The 17,072-nt window shown below is 60.7% G+C and carries 16 protein-coding genes; 9 read left to right on the top strand and 7 right to left on the bottom strand.

All coding sequences use genetic code 11. From position 1 onward, the window contains the following. The first annotated feature begins 308 nt into the window (after positions 1-308). Genes WA367_RS17895 through WA367_RS17860 form a run of 8 tightly spaced genes read left to right on the top strand, consistent with a single transcriptional unit; the run spans position 309 to position 8,603 of the window. On the top strand, positions 309-1,754 hold the full coding sequence (locus tag WA367_RS17895) for an NAD(P)H-dependent oxidoreductase (RefSeq protein WP_336058126.1): 1,446 nt from the start codon (positions 309-311) through the stop codon (positions 1,752-1,754). Then, positions 1,754-2,707: a Bug family tripartite tricarboxylate transporter substrate binding protein gene (locus WA367_RS17890; protein ID WP_336058125.1), complete on the top strand. Its 954-nt coding sequence runs from the start codon at positions 1,754-1,756 to the stop codon at positions 2,705-2,707. Before WA367_RS17895 ends, WA367_RS17890 begins: the two co-directional genes overlap by 1 nt. A 15-nt stretch (positions 2,708-2,722) precedes the next feature. Then, a complete protein-coding gene (locus tag WA367_RS17885; protein ID WP_336058124.1) occupies positions 2,723-3,247 on the top strand; it encodes a tripartite tricarboxylate transporter TctB family protein in 525 nt (174 codons plus the stop codon). A gap of 11 nt (positions 3,248-3,258) precedes the next feature. After that, positions 3,259-4,740, top strand: coding sequence for a tripartite tricarboxylate transporter permease (locus tag WA367_RS17880; protein ID WP_336058123.1), 1,482 nt, complete (start codon positions 3,259-3,261; stop codon positions 4,738-4,740). 22 nt (positions 4,741-4,762) lie between these two features. Continuing rightward, positions 4,763-5,938: an L-rhamnonate dehydratase gene (locus WA367_RS17875; protein ID WP_336058122.1), complete on the top strand. Its 1,176-nt coding sequence runs from the start codon at positions 4,763-4,765 to the stop codon at positions 5,936-5,938. Next, positions 5,935-6,846 carry a dihydrodipicolinate synthase family protein gene (locus WA367_RS17870; RefSeq protein ID WP_336058121.1) on the top strand — a complete coding sequence of 304 codons (912 nt, stop codon included), beginning with the start codon at positions 5,935-5,937 and terminating at the stop codon, positions 6,844-6,846. Before WA367_RS17875 ends, WA367_RS17870 begins: the two co-directional genes overlap by 4 nt. Before the next feature lie 2 nt (positions 6,847-6,848). After that, positions 6,849-7,568: a GntR family transcriptional regulator gene (locus WA367_RS17865; RefSeq protein WP_336058120.1), complete on the top strand. Its 720-nt coding sequence runs from the start codon at positions 6,849-6,851 to the stop codon at positions 7,566-7,568. 3 nt (positions 7,569-7,571) lie between these two features. Then, on the top strand, positions 7,572-8,603 hold the full coding sequence (locus WA367_RS17860) for a 4-hydroxythreonine-4-phosphate dehydrogenase PdxA (RefSeq protein ID WP_336058119.1): 1,032 nt from the start codon (positions 7,572-7,574) through the stop codon (positions 8,601-8,603). A 106-nt stretch (positions 8,604-8,709) separates the two neighbouring features. Here WA367_RS17860 and WA367_RS17855 read toward each other — a convergent pair whose 3' ends face one another. The 7 genes from WA367_RS17855 to WA367_RS17825 all read right to left on the bottom strand — a co-directional run bounded on the left by WA367_RS17855 (position 8,710) and on the right by WA367_RS17825 (position 15,965). After that, positions 8,710-9,456, bottom strand: coding sequence for an ABC transporter ATP-binding protein (locus WA367_RS17855; RefSeq protein ID WP_036486978.1), 747 nt, complete (start codon positions 9,454-9,456; stop codon positions 8,710-8,712). Beyond that, entirely contained in the window at positions 9,456-10,217 is a 762-nt protein-coding gene (locus WA367_RS17850; protein ID WP_336058118.1) for an ABC transporter ATP-binding protein, read from the bottom strand. The genes WA367_RS17855 and WA367_RS17850 overlap by 1 nt, the downstream gene beginning before the upstream one ends. 10 nt (positions 10,218-10,227) lie before the next feature. Then, on the bottom strand, positions 10,228-11,364 hold the full coding sequence (locus WA367_RS17845) for a branched-chain amino acid ABC transporter permease (RefSeq protein WP_442935601.1): 1,137 nt from the start codon (positions 11,362-11,364) through the stop codon (positions 10,228-10,230). Position 11,365: 1 nt separating this feature from the next. Then, positions 11,366-12,388 carry a branched-chain amino acid ABC transporter permease gene (locus tag WA367_RS17840; protein WP_336058117.1) on the bottom strand — a complete coding sequence of 341 codons (1,023 nt, stop codon included), beginning with the start codon at positions 12,386-12,388 and terminating at the stop codon, positions 11,366-11,368. A gap of 78 nt (positions 12,389-12,466) precedes the next feature. Continuing rightward, positions 12,467-13,807 (bottom strand): substrate-binding protein, encoded by a 1,341-nt coding sequence (locus WA367_RS17835; RefSeq protein WP_336058116.1) that lies wholly within the window; start codon positions 13,805-13,807, stop codon positions 12,467-12,469. A 332-nt stretch (positions 13,808-14,139) separates the two neighbouring features. Then, complete coding sequence (locus WA367_RS17830; RefSeq protein ID WP_336058115.1) at positions 14,140-15,132, bottom strand: LLM class flavin-dependent oxidoreductase; 993 nt, start codon at positions 15,130-15,132, stop codon at positions 14,140-14,142. Positions 15,133-15,224: 92 nt separating this feature from the next. After that, complete coding sequence (locus tag WA367_RS17825; protein WP_336058114.1) at positions 15,225-15,965, bottom strand: GntR family transcriptional regulator; 741 nt, start codon at positions 15,963-15,965, stop codon at positions 15,225-15,227. A gap of 234 nt (positions 15,966-16,199) precedes the next feature. Between WA367_RS17825 and WA367_RS17820 the strand changes: the two genes are divergently transcribed. Continuing rightward, positions 16,200-16,991 (top strand): class II aldolase/adducin family protein, encoded by a 792-nt coding sequence (locus WA367_RS17820; protein WP_336058113.1) that lies wholly within the window; start codon positions 16,200-16,202, stop codon positions 16,989-16,991. Positions 16,992-17,072: the final 81 nt, after the last annotated feature.

Below are 17,072 nucleotides of genomic sequence, written 5' to 3'. Positions count from 1 at the left end.
ATCGAAATACAGACGAAAGGCCTCACGGTCAACCGCTTGTTCCAAGAAAGTCGAAATACGTTCTACGGAGGTGGTGCGCGACAAGGGAAATCGCGCTTGGATTGCATTTGCGACAGTTCGCAGTCGTTTTCGCATGTCGGCGCGCAGAAAAATGTTCCGAATGATCTGTCGCTCAAGTCTTTGATATTGCAGGCTGCTGCCGATTGGATTCGCTGACGCGGACCCGGCCGAACCTATCTCGCCGAAAATTTGGTATTCCAAAATTCCAAAATGCCGATTAGGGTCCTCTCGAAGTCGGGGGGACGAGCGTGAATTACGAATTGCGATACAAGGGCGCGGCACCAGTTTTGGTCTGCCTTGCGGGAGCAGGGGGCTTTGGCCGCAGCTTTCTGGTGCAGAGCCGTTCCATGCCGTTGATCTCGGTTCGCATCGTGGTGGAGCGCGATGCTTCCGTCGCTGTGGCCACGCTCAAGGCTGTCGGTTTTGAGGAAAGCGAAATCGCACTTTGCGCCTCTCCTGCCGAGGCCGAGGCGGCATGGACGCGGGGTGCCATTGTCGTTGTGGACGACATGGCCCATGCGGCTGAACTCCCCTATCAGGTGCTGGTTGAAGCCACGGGCCATCCGGAAGCCGGAGCGCGCCACGCAGATATGGCGGTGTCCGCAGGAAGACACGTGGCCGTGGTATCGAAGGAAGTCGACAGTGTTGTCGGTCCGGGCCTTGCCGCGATGGCAGAGGCAAAGGGATGCGTGGCAACCCCCGTGGACGGCGACCAGCCGAGTCTGCTGATCAGCCTCATCACCTGGGCACGCGTCCTGGGACTTGAGATCATCGGCGCGGGCAAATCCAGCGAATATGACTTTGTCTATGATCCCGATGCAAAAGAGCTGACTTGCAATGGCCGCGTGATTTCACTGCCCGGTATGGCAGAGCTGATGAGCGGTCCGGATGAGACGCTGCTCGACCGCGTTGCCCGCCGCGCGCAAGTCGCTTCCATGATCAATCAGCGTGCGGTGCCGGATCTTTGCGAGTTGTCGGTGGTCGCCAATGCGACGGGCCTCACACCCGACCGTGCCGATCTTCATGCACCCATCGCCCGCATTCAGGAAGTGCCGTCGCTGTTCCGCCCCGCGGAAGAAGGTGGACTGTTTGCAAATGGCGGTGTGCTGGACGTCTTCCACTGCCTGCGGCTGCCAAGAGAGTTGAGCCTTGCCGGTGGTGTCTTCATCGTCGTGCGCTGCAATGACGCCGAGACATGGCAGATGCTGGGCGAGAAGGGGCACATTCTCGCGCCCGACGGCAGGACGGCGATGATCGCCACGCCCCGCCATCTGCTGGGGGTGGAGGCAGCGACCACCATTCTCGATGCCGCAATTCTGAACGAGACCAATGGCGGCGTGAAGCCGGCTCATCATGTGGATCTGGTGGCTTGTGCCACTGCAGATCTGCCCGCGGGGACCGTGCTTTCCATGGGCGGTCATCACCACACGATCGACAATGTCGCCGCGCGTATTCTGCCAGCCCGTGCGCTCGATGAGGATGCGCCGGCACCCTTTTATCTCGCGGCCAACCGCCGGCTGAGACACGCCGTTCGCGCCGGCACGCATATCACCATGCAGGATCTGGAAATTCCCGAGGAGGACGAACTGCTGAAGCTCCGGCGCTGGCAGGACGCTCACTTCTTCGGGTTGAGCGATGCCCCCGCTGTGAAAGAGGGCGTGGAAGTTCGAAATCCAAGGGAGGAGAAGGTTTGATGAAACAGATGTTCAAGGCAGCGGTTGCTGTCGCAGCAGTCGCTGCAGCCATGCCGGCCATGGCGCAGGACGAATATCCCAACAAGACGGTCGAAGTGATCACCCATGCGGGTGCCGGTGGCGGTACGGATGTCACGACGCGCATGATGATGATCCGTGGGCGTCGCCTGCTTGGCCAGGACATGGTCGTGGTCAACAAGAGCGGCGGTGCCGGTGTCGTTGCCATGAATTATTTCAAGGACAATATCGACAACGACCACATGCTCATGACCTTTACCAGCGGTCATGCCATTCAGATGGCTGCGGGCAAGACCGGCCTGACCCTGGACGATATGCGCCCCATCGCCCGCGGCACCGACGATCCGCAGATCTTCATGACGCGCTGCGACAGCGAGTTCAACTCGCCGCAGAAGCTCGTCGACGCGATGAAGGACAATGCCATCAAGTTCGGCACCGCCAATCTCGGCGATATCGACCAGATTTCCACTTATGTCTTTGCCAAGGAAGCAGGCCTGACCCAGCCGACCATCGTGCCGTTCTCCGGCGGTGGCGAAGTGGCAACGCAGCTTGTTGCAGGTTCGGTGGATGTTGGCGTGCTCAACCTTGCCGAAGCCGCAGCCCAGATCGAGGCAGGCGACATCTGCCCGCAGATCATCCTTGCCGAAGAAGGCATGTCGGTGATCCCCGATGCGGTAACGTCCTACTCGCTGGAAATCCCCGTTTCATTCTCGACCATCCGCGGTTTCGTGGCACCTGCCACCATCACGGACGAACAGGCCGCGATCCTCGAAGAGAAGCTGGTCGAAGCGATGAATCACTCCGTCTACCAGGGCTACCTGACCTCGGTCGGTCTTGATGGAAAATCCGTGGTCGGTTCGGAAGCCTGGGGCAAGCAGATGTCCAACATGGTGAAAGCCATGGGACCTGCGCTCGAAGAACTCGGCCTGAAATAAGCGGAGCGGTCCGGCATGTCACACCTGGAAGAACTGCAGTCAGACCTGCCGGACCGCGAGACCGGCACGAGGGAGAAACCGGCGCTTGCCGATCTCCTGGTGCCGGTCTTCATCTTCGTCTTTGCCGCTGTCGTGGTGGGTCTCGCACTCACCTTCGACCGAGCACCGGCGGCATTTGTTGGTTTCGGCATGCAGCCGCGTGCCTTTCCAATCTTTCTGATGGGTGCGGTGATCATTCTCAACCTCTTCCTCATTCGGGAAACCATCAAGAACCCGCCGGAGAGGCGCGAGCCCCTGGACGGCATGGTCTGGATCACCATCGCACTGATGGGCGTGTTCGCGCTCGTCACCACGTTCGCGGACATGATGCTGGCGCTGGCGATCACGATCTTTGCCAAGTCGCTTCTGTGGGGCGAGAGGCGCGTCTGGGTGGCGCTGGCACTGGCGATCCTGACGCCGCTGACGATCCTTCTGTTTTTCGACCTCGTGCTTGAAGTCCGCTTTCCCCGCGGCTTGCTGACCAACATCTATTACGGCTGAGGAGAAGCAGGATGTATGACGCGATTGCCGCCATGGGATCGGTGTTTCTCGATCCCTATCTGATCTTCCTCGTGGCCGTAACGACCGTGGGCGGCGTGATCATCGGAGCGCTGCCCGGCCTGGGTGCGACGACGGGTGCGGCCCTGCTGCTCTCCTTCACGCTGACCATGGAGCCGATCCACGCGATCACGGTCCTGACGACGATCTATGTCTCCGCGACCTTTGCGGGGTCGATTACAGCAATCCTGATCAACACCCCGGGAACGTCCTCTTCCGCCGTGACCTGTCTGGACGGCTATCCGCTGGCGCAGCGCGGGGAGGCGGGGCGTGCGCTCGGCGTGGCGGTGGTTTCCTCGACCATAGGCGGCATCTTCTCGGTCTTCGCCCTTGCGATTGCGGCGCCCATGATGGCAAGCGTTGCCTATGAATTCCGACCGCCGGAATATTTCGCCCTGACACTGTTCGGCCTCTCCATGCTCGCAACCATCTCGGGCGGCGGCGCGGTCAAGAACCTGATCGGTGGCGTCTTTGGCGTCTGGCTGGCAACCATCGGTGCCGACAAGTCCACCTCCATCGAACGCTTCATGTTTGGCCAGTACGAGCTTTATGAAGGGCTCGATTTCATCTCCGTCATGATCGGCCTCTTCGCCATGTCGGAACTGCTGGTGCAGGCGGGGGCACTGAAGAATTCGGCCGCCGTGGTCCGCATGAAGGCCATCACGCTGCCTTCAATGGCAGACTACCGCAAGATCTGGCGGGCGGTCCTGCGCTCCTGCGGCATCGGCACCTTTGTGGGCATCCTGCCGGCGGAAGGCGCCACCGTCGCCTCCATGATCGGTTATTCGGAAGCGCGCCGCTGGTCGAAGAACCCGGAAGAGTTCGGCAAGGGCTCGATAGAGGGGATTGCCGGTGCGGAGGCCGCAAACAATGCGGCAACCGGTGGTGCGATGGTGCCGACAATGGTGCTGGGCATTCCCGGCTCCGGCACGGCCGCCGTCATCCTGGTCGGGCTCCTGGTACACGGACTGCGCCCCGGTCCCTATCTCTTCACCGAGCAGGTGGACACGGTCTACGCGATCTTCGGTGCGATGCTGCTTGCCAATCTGATGTTCCTGGTGATCGGCCTGTTCTTTGCAAAGCAGTTTGCCCGCGTCTCGCTCATCCCCATCCCGATCCTGTGGCCGATCGTCTTTGCGCTTTCGATCATCGGTGCCTATGCGCTCAACCAGTCCATGCTGGATGTGTGGCTCGTGCTCATCTTCGGCGTCATCGGCTTCTTCATGCGCCGCTTCGGCTTCGATGTGGCACCGGTCGCTATCGGCCTGATCCTCGGCCACATGGTGGAAACCAATCTGCAGAACTCGCTGAAGATCTTCGATGGCGCGTGGTGGATGATCCTCACCCAGCCTTTGGCCCTCATTTTCATCGTGCTTTCCGCAATCACGCTTTTCGGTCCGGCTTTGCTTGCGCGCTTCAGGCGCCGGGCAGCCTGACCGCAGTTACGAGGAGTATTTCATGACCAAGATAAAATCCGTTCGCACCCGTGTCTGGACCTGGAAGGGTCCGACCGTTCCGCCGACCGGCAATTTCTGCACAAATGCATCGGATGCGCTGCGCATCGAAGGCGATGCCATGGCATCCTTCCGCTTTCACCAGTGGTTGACCTGCGAGGTCGAGGCCGAGGACGGGACGATCGGCATCGGCAATGCGGCGCTGGCGCCGACCGTGGTCAAGCAGGCCATTGATGAATGGTATGCACCGCTGGTCATCGGCGAGGACCCGTTCGACTATGCCTATATCTGGGAGAAGATGTATCGGCGCAGCCATGCCTGGGGCCGCAAGGGCATCGGCATGACAGCAATCTCCGCAGTAGATATCGCCATCTGGGACCTGATGGGCAAGCTGGTCGGTAAGCCGGTCTTCAAGCTTCTGGGCGGACGGACCAAGGACAAGATCCCGGTCTACTACTCCAAGCTCTATGCAGGGCCGATCGAAAGCATGCAGCGCGAGGCCGAGGAAGCCATGAAGAATGGCTACAAGGGCTACAAGTCCCGCTTCGGCTTTGGTCCCAAGGACGGCATGCCCGGCATGCGCGAGAATTTGAAGCGTGTCGAGGCCGTGCGTGAGGTCATTGGTTACGACAACGACCTGATGCTTGAATGCTATATGGGCTGGAACCTCGACTACGCAAAGCGCATGCTGCCCAAGCTGGAAAAATACGAGCCGCGCTGGGTCGAGGAGCCGGTCATTGCCGACGACGTGGAAGGCTATGCAGAGCTCAACGCAATGGGCAGTGTCCCGATCTCCGGCGGCGAGCACGAATTTTCCGTCATTGGCTGTGCCGAGCTGATCCGCCGCAAGGCCGTCAGCGTCTTGCAATATGACACCAATCGCGTCGGCGGCATCACTGCGGCGCAGAAGATCAACGCCATTGCCGAAGCTGCGCAGATACCGGTCATTCCCCATGCCGGTCAGGCCCACAACTACCACCTGACCATGTCGAACGTGAATTGTCCGATCGCCGAGTATTTCCCGGTGCATGATGTCGAAGTCGGCAACGAGCTGTTCTATTATATCTTCGAGGGCGACCCGGAGGCCGTGGACGGTTTCCTTCAGCTCGACGATGACAAGCCGGGTCTTGGCATCACCATCACCGACAAGCATCTGAGCAATTTCGAGATCATTGAATGACAAGCTATAGCGGTATCTGGCCGGTTGCGCCGACCCCCTTCAACGAGGATGGCAGCGTCGACTACGAGGGCATGAAGCGGGTGATCGACTGCATGGTCGATCAGGGCAATGACGGCATCTGCATCCTCGCCAATTTCTCCGAGCAGTTCCTGATTTCGGACGAGGAGAGGCGCAAGCTGACGGAGCTGTCGCTCAAGCATCTGGCGGGGCGCTTGCCGTGTATCGTCACGATCAGCCACTACGCCACGGATATTGCCGTGGAGCGCGCGGCACATGCCAAGGCAAATGGCGCTGATATCGTGATGATGATGCCGCCTTATCACGGCGCGCTTTTGAAGGGCACGCCCGAGCAGACCTTCGAGCAGTTTGCCCGCGTCGGCGAGGTGGGCATCCCGATCATGGTACAGGATGCACCGCTATCGGGCGTCGAACTCTCCGTGCCGCTTCTGGTGAGGATGGCGCGCGAGATCGAAATGGTGAAGCTCTTCAAGATCGAATGCCCGCAGGCCGCAGCCAAGCTGCGCTCGCTCATTGCCGAGGGTGGCGAGGCCATTGAAGGACCGTTCGACGGCGAGGAAGCAATCACGCTTCTGGCAGACCTGGAGGCTGGTGCCACGGGAACCATGACATCGGCCATGATCCCCGATCAGATCAAGCCGGTTCTAGAACGCCACGTCGCCGGGGACCGGGACGGAATGATCGCGGCCTATGAACGGGTGGCTCTCGCAATCAATCACGAGAACCGCCAATGCGGTTTCCGTTCGGCCAAGGCCGCGATGGTGGAAGGCGGCGTGATCCGCTCGGACTTCTGCCGCCATCCGATACCGCCGCTGCACCCGCAGACGCGGGACCTTCTGCTGCGGCTCATCCGGCCACTGGATCCGGTGGTTCTGAACTGGGGGAAATGATCGTGGTCACGAATTCCGCATTGTCCGATCTTCAGGAAAGCGATCTCGAATTGCAGCGCCCGCGCGCGACACTGGTCGAGATCGCCGCTGACAAGCTGCGCGAATTCATTCTCCTGGAAAAGCTTCCGCCCGGCGCCACGATTTCCGAACGTGACGTGGCTGCTGCACTGGGGATCAGCCGAACCCCGCTGCGTGGTGCGCTGACACTTCTGGAGCAGGATGGGCTGGTGGAATACTCGGTCACGCGCCGCCCACGCGTGGCGGACCCCTCACTTGAGGAGGTCGCGGAAAATCTTGTCGTCATGGGGGCTCTGGAAGCGCTTGGCGGCGAGTTGGCCTGTGTGAATGCAACGGATTCGGAAGTGAAGAACATCGTCAGTCTTCAGCAGAAAATGGCTGCCGGTGCCGACACGCTGGAGCCGCTCGACTTTTTCCGCACCGATATGACCATGCACCAGTCGATCATCAAGGCGAGCGGCAACCGGGCGCTGATCGAAACGCATGCCCGCTACAATGCACGTCTGTGGCGTGCACGCTTCGTCTCATCGCGCCGCAGCGACGGGCGCGAGCAGACACTCGCCGAACATGCAGCCATCGTCGATGCGCTGAGCCGCCGCGATGCGAAGGCCACCGCAGGTGCCTTGCGTGAACATCTCAGATCAGCCGTGACGAATATCTCCGTAGCGCTCGAAGAACGGCGCGCGGCACAGCAAAAGGAATAGAACATGCGTCCCAAGATTGGCCTCATCCCCGGCGATCCGAGCGGTATCGGGCCTGAACTCTGCGCAAGGCTGCTCGCCGAAGATGTGGTCTCGGATGCGGATATTCTCCTGATTGGCGACCGCCACGTTTTCGAACTCGGGCAAAAGCAGGCCGGTCTCACCCACCTGATGGTGGAAGTGGATGCGGCGAACGAGGACTGGACGAAAACGCCTCACTTTGCCTTCCATCCGATGCAGACCATTGTGCCGGACGAGGTCGAGATCGCGAAGAACACGGAAGCGTCCGGTCGTTCCACCCTCAAGGTTCTCGATCAGGCGCTAAAATTCGTGCAGGCGGGCGTGATCGATGCCATATGCTTTGCGCCCTTCAACAAGGCGTCCATGCACCTGGCCGGGATAGGCCATGCGGACGAGCTGCATTACATGGCGGAGAAGCTTGGAGCCACCGGCTATATCTCGGAGCTCAACACGCTTGACGGCATGTGGACGAGCCGCGTGACGAGCCATATCGCGCTGCGCGAGGTTGCCGATGTAATCGACGGCGAGCGCATCAAGGAAGCCACGCATCTCATTCATGATGTCTTGCGCCGCGCGGGCTATGACCGCCCGCGTATCGCGGTCGCAGCGCTCAATCCCCATGCAGGCGACAATGGGAATTTCGGCCGCGAGGAAATCGACGTGATCGAGCCTGCGGTGCGCGAGCTGGCCGAAAGCCAGATGGCGGTCGAAGGGCCGACGCCATCCGACACGGTCTTCCTGAAGGTCACGCGAGGCGAGCTGGACGCGGTGGTGACCATGTATCACGACCAGGGCCAGATCGCGCTGAAGCTGCTCGGCTTTGACCGCGGCGTGACGGTGCAGGGTGGGCTGCCGGTTCCTGTCACTACGCCGGCCCACGGTACCGCTTTCGACATTGCCGGCGAGGGCAAGGCGGATGTCGGAGCCATGAAGGCAGCGTTCCAGATTGCCTGCAACATGGTGGTCAACTGGGACCGCGCATCGGCGGAAGAGTTGAGGGCTGCCGCAGCCGAATAATCCCTGAAGCGCGAGTGTTCCGTTCTCCCACGGCAGAAACAGCGCCAACTCGAAGCCCCGCCGACTTATCCGTCCGCGGGGCCTTTTTTCTTCTGTGATCTGGTGGCTAGAGCGCCAGATATTCGTTACGCAGTTCGGCGTTTTCCAGAACCGAGGCTGCCGTGCCGTCATAGACGATCTGACCCATGTCGAGGATCAGCGCGCGGTTGGCGAGTTCGAGGGCGGCGACGGCGTTCTGCTCGACGATGATCGTGGTAATGCCGAGATCCTTGATCTGGCGCACGATCTTCTCGATCTCCTGCACGATGACAGGCGCGAGGCCCTCATAGGGTTCGTCGAGGAGAAGAAGCTTGATGTCGCGGGCGAGTGCCCGGGCAACCGCCAGCATCTGCTGCTCGCCACCTGAAAGCGTGACGCCTTCCTGCTTGCGCCGCTCGGCCAGACGCGGGAAGTGGTCATAGATCTTTTCGAGCGACCAGCCCTTCGGCTCGGCGATCTGCGCAAGCTGCAGATTTTCCTCCACGGTGAGGCCGGGGATGATGCGCCGGTCTTCCTGCACGAACTGGATGCCGGCATTGGAAGCCTGGAAGTCCTTGAGCTTGTGGATCGCCGTGTCGCCCAGCCAGATTTCGCCGCCCTTCAGTTCCGGGTCGGTCGCGCGGGCAAGGGTGCGCAGCGTCGAGGTCTTGCCGGCACCGTTTCGGCCCAGAAGCGCGACGATATCGCCTTCGTTTATCTCGAAGCTCACGCCCTGGACGATATAGCTTTCGCCGTAATAGGCATGGATGTCGCGCACCGAGAAAAAGGGCGTGCGTGTGGCCGTTTCAGTGTCAGGCATTGTCATTGCGTTCATCAATGCGCTCCTCCCAGATAGGCTTCCTGCACGACCGGGTTCCCACGCACCTCCTCCGGTTTCCCATCGGCGATGATACGCCCTTGGGCCAGAACCGTCACGCGGTCGGCGAGCGAAAAGACGACATGCATGTCGTGTTCGATGATGACCTTGGTCATGCCGCGCTCCTTGAACTTCTTCAGAAGATCGACGGTCGAGTTGGTGTCGTGGCGTGACATGCCTGCCGTCGGCTCATCGAGTAGCAACAGGCGCGGATGCTGGACGAGGCCCATTGCAAGCTCGAGCCGGCGCTTGTCGCCGCGCGACAGGCTTGCCGCGATAGTGTCGCGCTGGGCATCCAGGCCCACATCGGCAAGCCAGTGTTCGGCCTCCTCGCGGATTTCAGCCTGGTTGTTGGCGCTCTGGAAGGCGTTGATGGTGAAGGCACCGTCGCGCTTGGCGAAGGCCGGGACCATCACATTCTGCAGCAGGGTCAGGTCGGGGAAGATTTCCGGTGTCTGGAAGACACGCACGATTCCCATCTGGTTGATCTCGTGCGGTTTCTTGCCGGTGATGACCTTGCCGTCAAAGACGACCGCGCCGGAACTTGGCGGAATGCGCCCGATACACACATTGAGAAGGGTCGATTTTCCGGCCCCGTTGGGGCCGATAATCGCGTGGGTGGTGCCTTCCTCGACCTGCAGATCGATATCGGAGAGGGCATGAAGGCCGCCGAAATTCTTGTGCACATCGGCAACGTGAAGCACTGCGTTTGCTGGCATGGACCTGTTCCTATTCCGCAGGTGCGAGCTGTTCGGAGCGGGCCGCAGTGGGCGGCTTTCCTCCGGAGAATTTCGCCTTGATGCGACGTGCACCTTCCATCAGCCCGCCGGGCAGGAAGATCACGATCGCCATGAAGATGAGACCAAGCGTCAGATGCCATCCTTCGCCGACAAAGGGTGCGGTGATGGTGACGACGAAGTCTCTCAGGCCGTCGGGCAGGAAGGAGAAGATGGCGTTCAGCTTCATTTCGTGGAAGGCGGAGAAGATGTTCTCGAAATATTTGATGACGACCGCACCGATGAAGGGACCGACAAGCGTGCCCACCCCGCCGAGAATGGTCATCAGAACCACCTCGCCCGAAGCCGTCCACTGCATGCGTTCCGCACCGGCAAGCGGGTCTGTGACCGCAAGCAGGCCCCCGGCAAGACCGGCATACATGCCCGAAATGACAAACGCAGTCAGCGCATAGGGCCGCGTGTTGAAGCCCGTATACATCATGCGCGTCTGGTTCGACTTGATGGCGCGCAGCATCAACCCGAAGGGCGAGCGGTCGATGCGAAGCGCGATGAAGAAGCAGACGATGAGAATGATGGCGCAGAAATAGAAGCCTTCCATGCCGGTGAAGCCGTCACCGAAGAGACCCGGTGAGGGGATGCCCGGACCTTGTGCGGCAAGTGCACGGTCGATCACGCGCGGATCACTGATGGCAAGCTGCAAGCCCGTCTCGCCATTGGTGATCGGGGTGAGCACCGAATAGGCCAGATTGTAGGACATCTGCGCGAAGGCAAGCGTGAGGATCGAGAAATAGATGCCCGAGCGGCGCAGGCTGATGAAGCCGATGGCCGCGGCGAAAAGGCCCGAGACCAGCACCGCCAGAAAGAGCGCGGGGATCGCGTTCATGGTCAGAAGCTTGAAGGACCAGACGGCGGCATAGGAGCCGACGCCGAGGAATGCGGCATGGCCGAAGGACAGATAGCCGGTCATGCCGAACAGGATGTTGAAGCCGATGGCGAAGATGCCGTAGATCGCGAATTTCTGCATCAGGTCCGGATAGCTGGCGCCAAAAGGCGCAAGCCAGAGCGGCATGGTGAGAACAACGAGCGCGAAAAGGGCGACGAAGACGTAGTCGTTGCGGATTGCGGCCATGTCAGTTCTCCATGACGCCTTTGCGTCCCATCAGACCGCGCGGCAGAACCAGCAGCACGACGACGGCGACGAGATAGATGATGACCTGGTCGATGCCGGGCAGGATGCTCTTCACCTCGTTCATGGAGGCGAAAGACTGCAGTATGCCAAGCAGGAAGCCGGCGAAGACGGCACCGGGCACCGAGCCCATGCCCCCGACCACGACGACGACGAAGGAGAGCACCAGGAAGTCCATGCCGATATGGTAGTTCGGCGGGACGATTGGCGTGTACATGACACCCGCAAGACCCGCCACGACAGCGGCGATGCCGAAGACAACCGTGAAGCGCTTCTGGATGTCGATGCCAAGGAAGCCGACGGTCTGACGGTCTTCCATGCCGGCGCGCACGACCATGCCGTAGGTGGTGAAGCGCAGAAAGGCCATGACACCTCCGACAAGCACGAAGGCAAAAGCGAGATAAACGAGCCGCCACCAGGGATAATAGATGCCGGGGAAGCCGAGCCAGGCACCCACATCGGCACTGCCGGCAAGGGCGGAAGGCGCACTCATGGGAATGGGATTGGCACCAAAATTGGCCTTGACGAGTTCCTGCAGGACGATGGCCAGGCCGAAGGTCACAAGGATCTGTTCGGCATGGGGCCTGCGGTAGAAGAAGCGGATAAGACCGCGCTCCATCGCGATGCCGATCAGAAGCATCACGGGAATGGCGATCAGGATGGACAGCGGCACCGACCACTGCACCAGAAAGGCACCGAAGTCGCCGAGCCAGGCCTGCACCAGCGGGGTGCGGATTTCCATGGGCGATCCCCATGGCGTCAGCTTTTCGGGGTCGATGGTCACGGTCTCGAGCTGGATGAGACGGCTGAAAACCACCGCGCAGAAAGCGCCGATCATGAAGAGTGCGCCATGGGCGAAATTGACGACGCCAAGCGTGCCGAAAACGAGGGTGAGGCCGAGCGCGATCAGCGCATAGGCACCGCCCTTGTCGAGGCCGTTGAGCAATTGCAGGACGAGCTGGTCCATCTTCTTCTACATGTCCATTTGCAGGGGGAGCGGCGGGCGGATCTTCTCCGCCCGACCGCCCGTTTCACTATCGGCGGTTCAGCACTGGGAGGAGACAGGGCCCAGTTCGCCACCGAAGATGGACGGGTCGTAGGTCACGACATCCGTGTCGACCTGCTTGACCACCTGCAGGAGATCATATTTGTCGCGCGGGTTCTCCTTGCCCTGCACCACAAGCACCGGCTTGAAGCACTGATGGTCTTCCGCACGGTAGGTCGTTGGACCATTGCCGAGGCCGTCAAACTCCAGACCTTCAAGCGCCTGAATGACGCCTTCGGGATGGAAGGTGCCGGCAGTTTCGCAGGCATGGGCATAAAGCAGCGCCTGCACATAGCCGGTATGGGCGGCCTGTGAGGGCGGAGTGCCATATTCCTCGCCGAACGACTTGGTGAAGGCCTTGGTGCCTTCATTGTCGAGCTGCCAGTCCCAGTTGGCCGTGCCGAAAATGCCCTTGATTGCATCGCCTGCACCCTGCGCCATGAGCTCGGAGAAGAGCGGGACGACGATCTCGAAATTCTTGCCGTTGACTTGCTTTTCGCGAAGTCCGAACTGCACGGCCTGACGCAGCGAGTTCACCATGTCATTGCCGTAGTGGTTGAGGATGAGAACATCCGCACCGGAATTGAGCACCGGTGTCAGATATTGCGAGAAGTCGGCTGCACCAAGCGGGGTGCGAACGGCCTCGACGGTCTCCCAGCCAAGAGCCTCGGTCGCCTGCTTGATCGATTCTTCCTGCGTCCAGCCCCAGTTGTAGTCGGCCGTCAGGTGATAGGCGCGGCGGTCCTTGCCGTAGTTTTCGGCCAGCACCGGCGCAATGGCCTGACCGGACATATAGGCGTTGAAGAAATGGCGGAAGCCGTTCTTCTTCTTGTCCTTGCCGGTCGTGTCGTTGGAGTGGGTGAGGCCTGCCATGAAGATGACGCCCATATCCTGGCAAAGCGACTGCACGGCCACGGCCACGCCCGAGGACGAACCGCCGGAAATCATGATCGCGCCGTCGCGCTCGATCATGCGGTTGGCCGATGCACGTGCGGCGTCGGACTTGGTCTGGGTGTCGCCGGTCACATATTCGACCTTCTTGCCCAGAATGCCGTTGCCTTTGAGCGCGGAGCCCTTGAAGGTGTTGAGCATGCCGCCGTCACCTTCGCCATTCAGATGCTTCACGGCAAGCTGATATGCCTTCAACTGGTCCTTGCCCTCCTCTGCATAAGGACCGGTCTGTGGGCAGTTGAAGCCGAGAACCACGCTGGAACCCGTCGGATTGTTACAGAAATCCTGCGCCTTGGACTGGCTGGTGAAAATCGTCGGCATGGCCAGGCCAGCACCGATAATGCCGGTGCTTCTCAAGAAGACGCGCCGGTTGATCCTGTCGAATTTCATATCTCTCCTCCCATTGAGACCTTCTGGCATGAGGCCAGCACGGTTCATGGCATTGCTGCCGGGATGAGATGTTCGCGGATTCTGGGCTTCACGCAATAAGACCATGGTTTAATGCGTGTGAGGGGGGGGATGTAGGCGCCAAGGCGCACCCCCCTCTGCCTTGCCAGGCATCTCCCCCACAAGGGGGGAGATTAGTCGTGGAGAGGTTCACGGCTTCATTGGAAGAGTGGCAGCTACATTAAACGCAGCTAATCTCCCCCCTTGTGGGGGAGATGTCCGGCAGGACAGAGGGGGGCGCGAAAGGGCGCCATGCCCCACAAATTCCCCCACAACTACCCCCGCAACTCCCGCATCACCTCTGCCGCGATCTCGAAGCTGCGCAGTCTTGCGGCGTGGTCGTGGATCTGGCCGGTGATGATGACTTCGTCCGGCGCGTAAAGGTCGATCAGCTTCTGGATTTCACCGCGCACCGTTTCTTTCTCACCCGTGGCCGAAACACTCAGCGCCTCTTCCACGGCGGCGAGAATGGACGCGTCGTAATGGGCGTTGATGTCGTCAAGCGGCGCGGGGAAGGGCCCTGGGCGGCCGGAGCGCAGATTGATGAAGGCCTGCTGCATGGAGCTTTTGAGACGCACGGCCTCCTCATCGCTGTCGGCGGCAAAGACGTTCATGGCCATCATGAAACGCGGCTTGTCGAGGAACTTCGATGGCTGGAAGCTCTGGCGATAAACAGAGGCTGCCTGTTCGAGTGCTGCTGGCGCGAAGTGGGAGGCGAAGGCGTAGGGCAGGCCGAGATGTGCGGCAAGCTGGGCGCCGTAGAGGCTGGAACCAAGGATCCACAGCGGCACATTCGTGCCTTCGCCGGGAATGGCGCGCACCTGCGGCGTCGGCTCCACGCGTTCGAAATACTGCAGAAGCTCGACCACATCGCCGGGGAAGCCGTCGGCATGGTCGCGCCCGCGCCGCAGCGCGCGCATGGTCGCCATATCGGTGCCGGGCGCACGGCCAAGGCCGAGATCAATGCGATCCGGATAGAGTGTTGCGAGCGTGCCGAATTGCTCCGCGATGACGAGCGGCGCATGGTTGGGCAGCATGATGCCGCCTGCGCCCACCCGCATATGTTTGGTGACGGCTGCCACCTGGCCAATCAGCACGGCAGTCGCGGCGCTTGCGATACCCGGCATGTTGTGGTGTTCGGCCAGCCAATAGCGGTGATAGCCCCAGTCTTCCGCATGACGCGCCAGATCGAGTGTGTTGTTGAGCGCATCGGCAACGGTAAAGCCGGCGGGCACGGGTGCGAGGTCGAGCAGGGAATAGGGGATCATGCGGTGGGCCTTCAGTCTTCGTTGACGGCCATATGGGAATTGTTCAGGACCATCCCAACCCCTTCGCGCTCAAATGCGGTGCCGCGACGTTCTCACGGCTTCGGACGGCGACTGATCTCGGAAAACAGCTCCACCACCTGATCCTGGGCTTCGACGATGTGAAAACGCACGGCTGCGGCCAGCTTGTCGGCATCGCGCTCGCGCAAGGCGTCGAGTACCGGTTCGTGCGTTTCGGCAAGGCGGTGGGCGCTGTCGAACAGACGGCCGATGAGCGCTATTCCGCATCGCATCTCTGTAGCCAGTTCGTCATAGACCTTGAGCAGCCGGCGATTTCCGCTGGCCGCGCACAAGAGCCGGTGGAATGTGAAATCCTCCATGATCTGCTGTTCAAGCGAGCCCTCGTCGGCAAGCGCATACATCTTTTCGATCTGGCGCTGCAGACGGTCGATTTCATGTTCGGTGATGCGATCGACGGCGAGAAGGGCTGCATGCACTTCCAGACCGATGCGCAATTCGTAGATGTCGTGCAGATCCTGCGGTTCTAGCGTGCGCACAAAGAAACCGCGGCGTGGGCTGGAGACCACAAGCCCCTGGCTTTCAAGCAAACGGGCGGCCTCCCGCACGGGCGCCCGGCTGGTGCCGAATTCCCGCGAAAGCTGAAGCTCGGTGAGGCGTGAACCGGGGCGCAAGTTCCCGGACACGATGGCTTCCGTGATCTGGCGGGCGATCTGGGTGACGAGATCGGTCGAGGAAATAGTGTGGAAGACACCGGTCGCGGGTTCATCATCCCCATTGGCCGCGGCCATCTCCGGGTGATCTGCCTGCTTGTCCATTCGCTCATTCCCCTTTGCACGTCGCGAAGGTTGGCGCCCCTGCAGTCTTGCCTTTCGACTTGAGGTGGCAGGGGCAACGTCCTGCGCGCGTTTTTCACGATGCTCGCATCATTTTTGCAAATTGTCGACAATTGACACTGCTGTCAGCCTGTGTTTGCCTGACGCACGAAACAACAAGCCGCGGCTGAACAAAAAGAAGAAAAAAGCCGCGGTCATCTCAGGAAGAGGGGTTCCATGAGCACGCACCGGCTCGAATCGGCGAATGAATCCGTTGCACCCGGCTCCACACAGCCGCGCGAGCGGATCGAACTGGCGGCAGCGTATCGGCTGATCGCGCATTACCAGCTCGACGACAGCATCTTCACGCATATCTCCAGCCGCGCACCCGCAGAGGAGGGCGAGCATGCCTTTCTCATCAATCCCTTCGGCCTGCGTTTCGACGAGGTGACGGCGTCAAGCCTCGTGACCGTCGATGTCAATGGAGACATCCTGCGCGACGAATATGGCGCGGGCATCAACAAGGCAGGCTTCACGATCCACTCCGCTGTCCATGCCGCACGGCCGGACGTCCATTGCGTTCTCCACACGCACACGGTCGCCGGTGTCGCGATTTCCTCGATGGAAGAGGGCATCCTGCCGTTGAACCAGTGGTCGCTGCAATTCTACAACCGCATGGCCTATCACGACTATGAGGGTATTGCCCTTGATCTGGGCGAACGCGAGAGGCTGGTTGCCGATCTTGGCGACCGCAATGTCATGATCCTGCGCAATCACGGCCTTCTCACCTGCGGGCGTACCGTTGGCGAGGCTTTTGCGCTCATGTTCAACATGGAGCGCGCATGCCGCGCGCAACTCGCCATCATGTCTTCCGGCGGTACGCAGCGGCGAATTGATCCCGAACTCGCCGAGAAGACAGCCAAGCAATACGAAGGTTGGGACAGCCATCACACGGGCAACAAGCCCGATCCGCAATGGGATGCATTCCAGCGCCTTGCCATCAAGCACTATCCTGATCTTGTGAACTGAAAATCCGCGTCGAACCGAAAGCCATCAGCCGGGTGACAGAGGCAAAAAAAGCCCGCACCGGCCAAAACCCAGGGGAACGAA

The organism is Nitratireductor sp. CH_MIT9313-5, assembly GCF_037029545.1.
GTDB lineage: Bacteria > Pseudomonadota > Alphaproteobacteria > Rhizobiales > Rhizobiaceae > Chelativorans.
This window is presented reverse-complemented; position numbering and strand designations above follow the sequence as displayed.

Coding starts and splice junctions, on each gene's coding strand:
- WA367_RS17845 (WP_442935601.1), bottom strand. CDS start 11,364: ATGGCCGCAATCCGCAACGACTACGTCTTCGTCGCCCTTTTCGCGCTC.
- WA367_RS17875 (WP_336058122.1), top strand. CDS start 4,763: ATGACCAAGATAAAATCCGTTCGCACCCGTGTCTGGACCTGGAAGGGT.
- WA367_RS17850 (WP_336058118.1), bottom strand. CDS start 10,217: ATGCCAGCAAACGCAGTGCTTCACGTTGCCGATGTGCACAAGAATTTC.
- WA367_RS17835 (WP_336058116.1), bottom strand. CDS start 13,807: ATGAAATTCGACAGGATCAACCGGCGCGTCTTCTTGAGAAGCACCGGC.
- WA367_RS17885 (WP_336058124.1), top strand. CDS start 2,723: ATGTCACACCTGGAAGAACTGCAGTCAGACCTGCCGGACCGCGAGACC.
- WA367_RS17840 (WP_336058117.1), bottom strand. CDS start 12,388: ATGGACCAGCTCGTCCTGCAATTGCTCAACGGCCTCGACAAGGGCGGT.
- WA367_RS17870 (WP_336058121.1), top strand. CDS start 5,935: ATGACAAGCTATAGCGGTATCTGGCCGGTTGCGCCGACCCCCTTCAAC.
- WA367_RS17830 (WP_336058115.1), bottom strand. CDS start 15,132: ATGATCCCCTATTCCCTGCTCGACCTCGCACCCGTGCCCGCCGGCTTT.
- WA367_RS17860 (WP_336058119.1), top strand. CDS start 7,572: ATGCGTCCCAAGATTGGCCTCATCCCCGGCGATCCGAGCGGTATCGGG.
- WA367_RS17880 (WP_336058123.1), top strand. CDS start 3,259: ATGTATGACGCGATTGCCGCCATGGGATCGGTGTTTCTCGATCCCTAT.
- WA367_RS17855 (WP_036486978.1), bottom strand. CDS start 9,456: ATGAACGCAATGACAATGCCTGACACTGAAACGGCCACACGCACGCCC.
- WA367_RS17890 (WP_336058125.1), top strand. CDS start 1,754: ATGAAACAGATGTTCAAGGCAGCGGTTGCTGTCGCAGCAGTCGCTGCA.
- WA367_RS17820 (WP_336058113.1), top strand. CDS start 16,200: ATGAGCACGCACCGGCTCGAATCGGCGAATGAATCCGTTGCACCCGGC.
- WA367_RS17825 (WP_336058114.1), bottom strand. CDS start 15,965: ATGGACAAGCAGGCAGATCACCCGGAGATGGCCGCGGCCAATGGGGAT.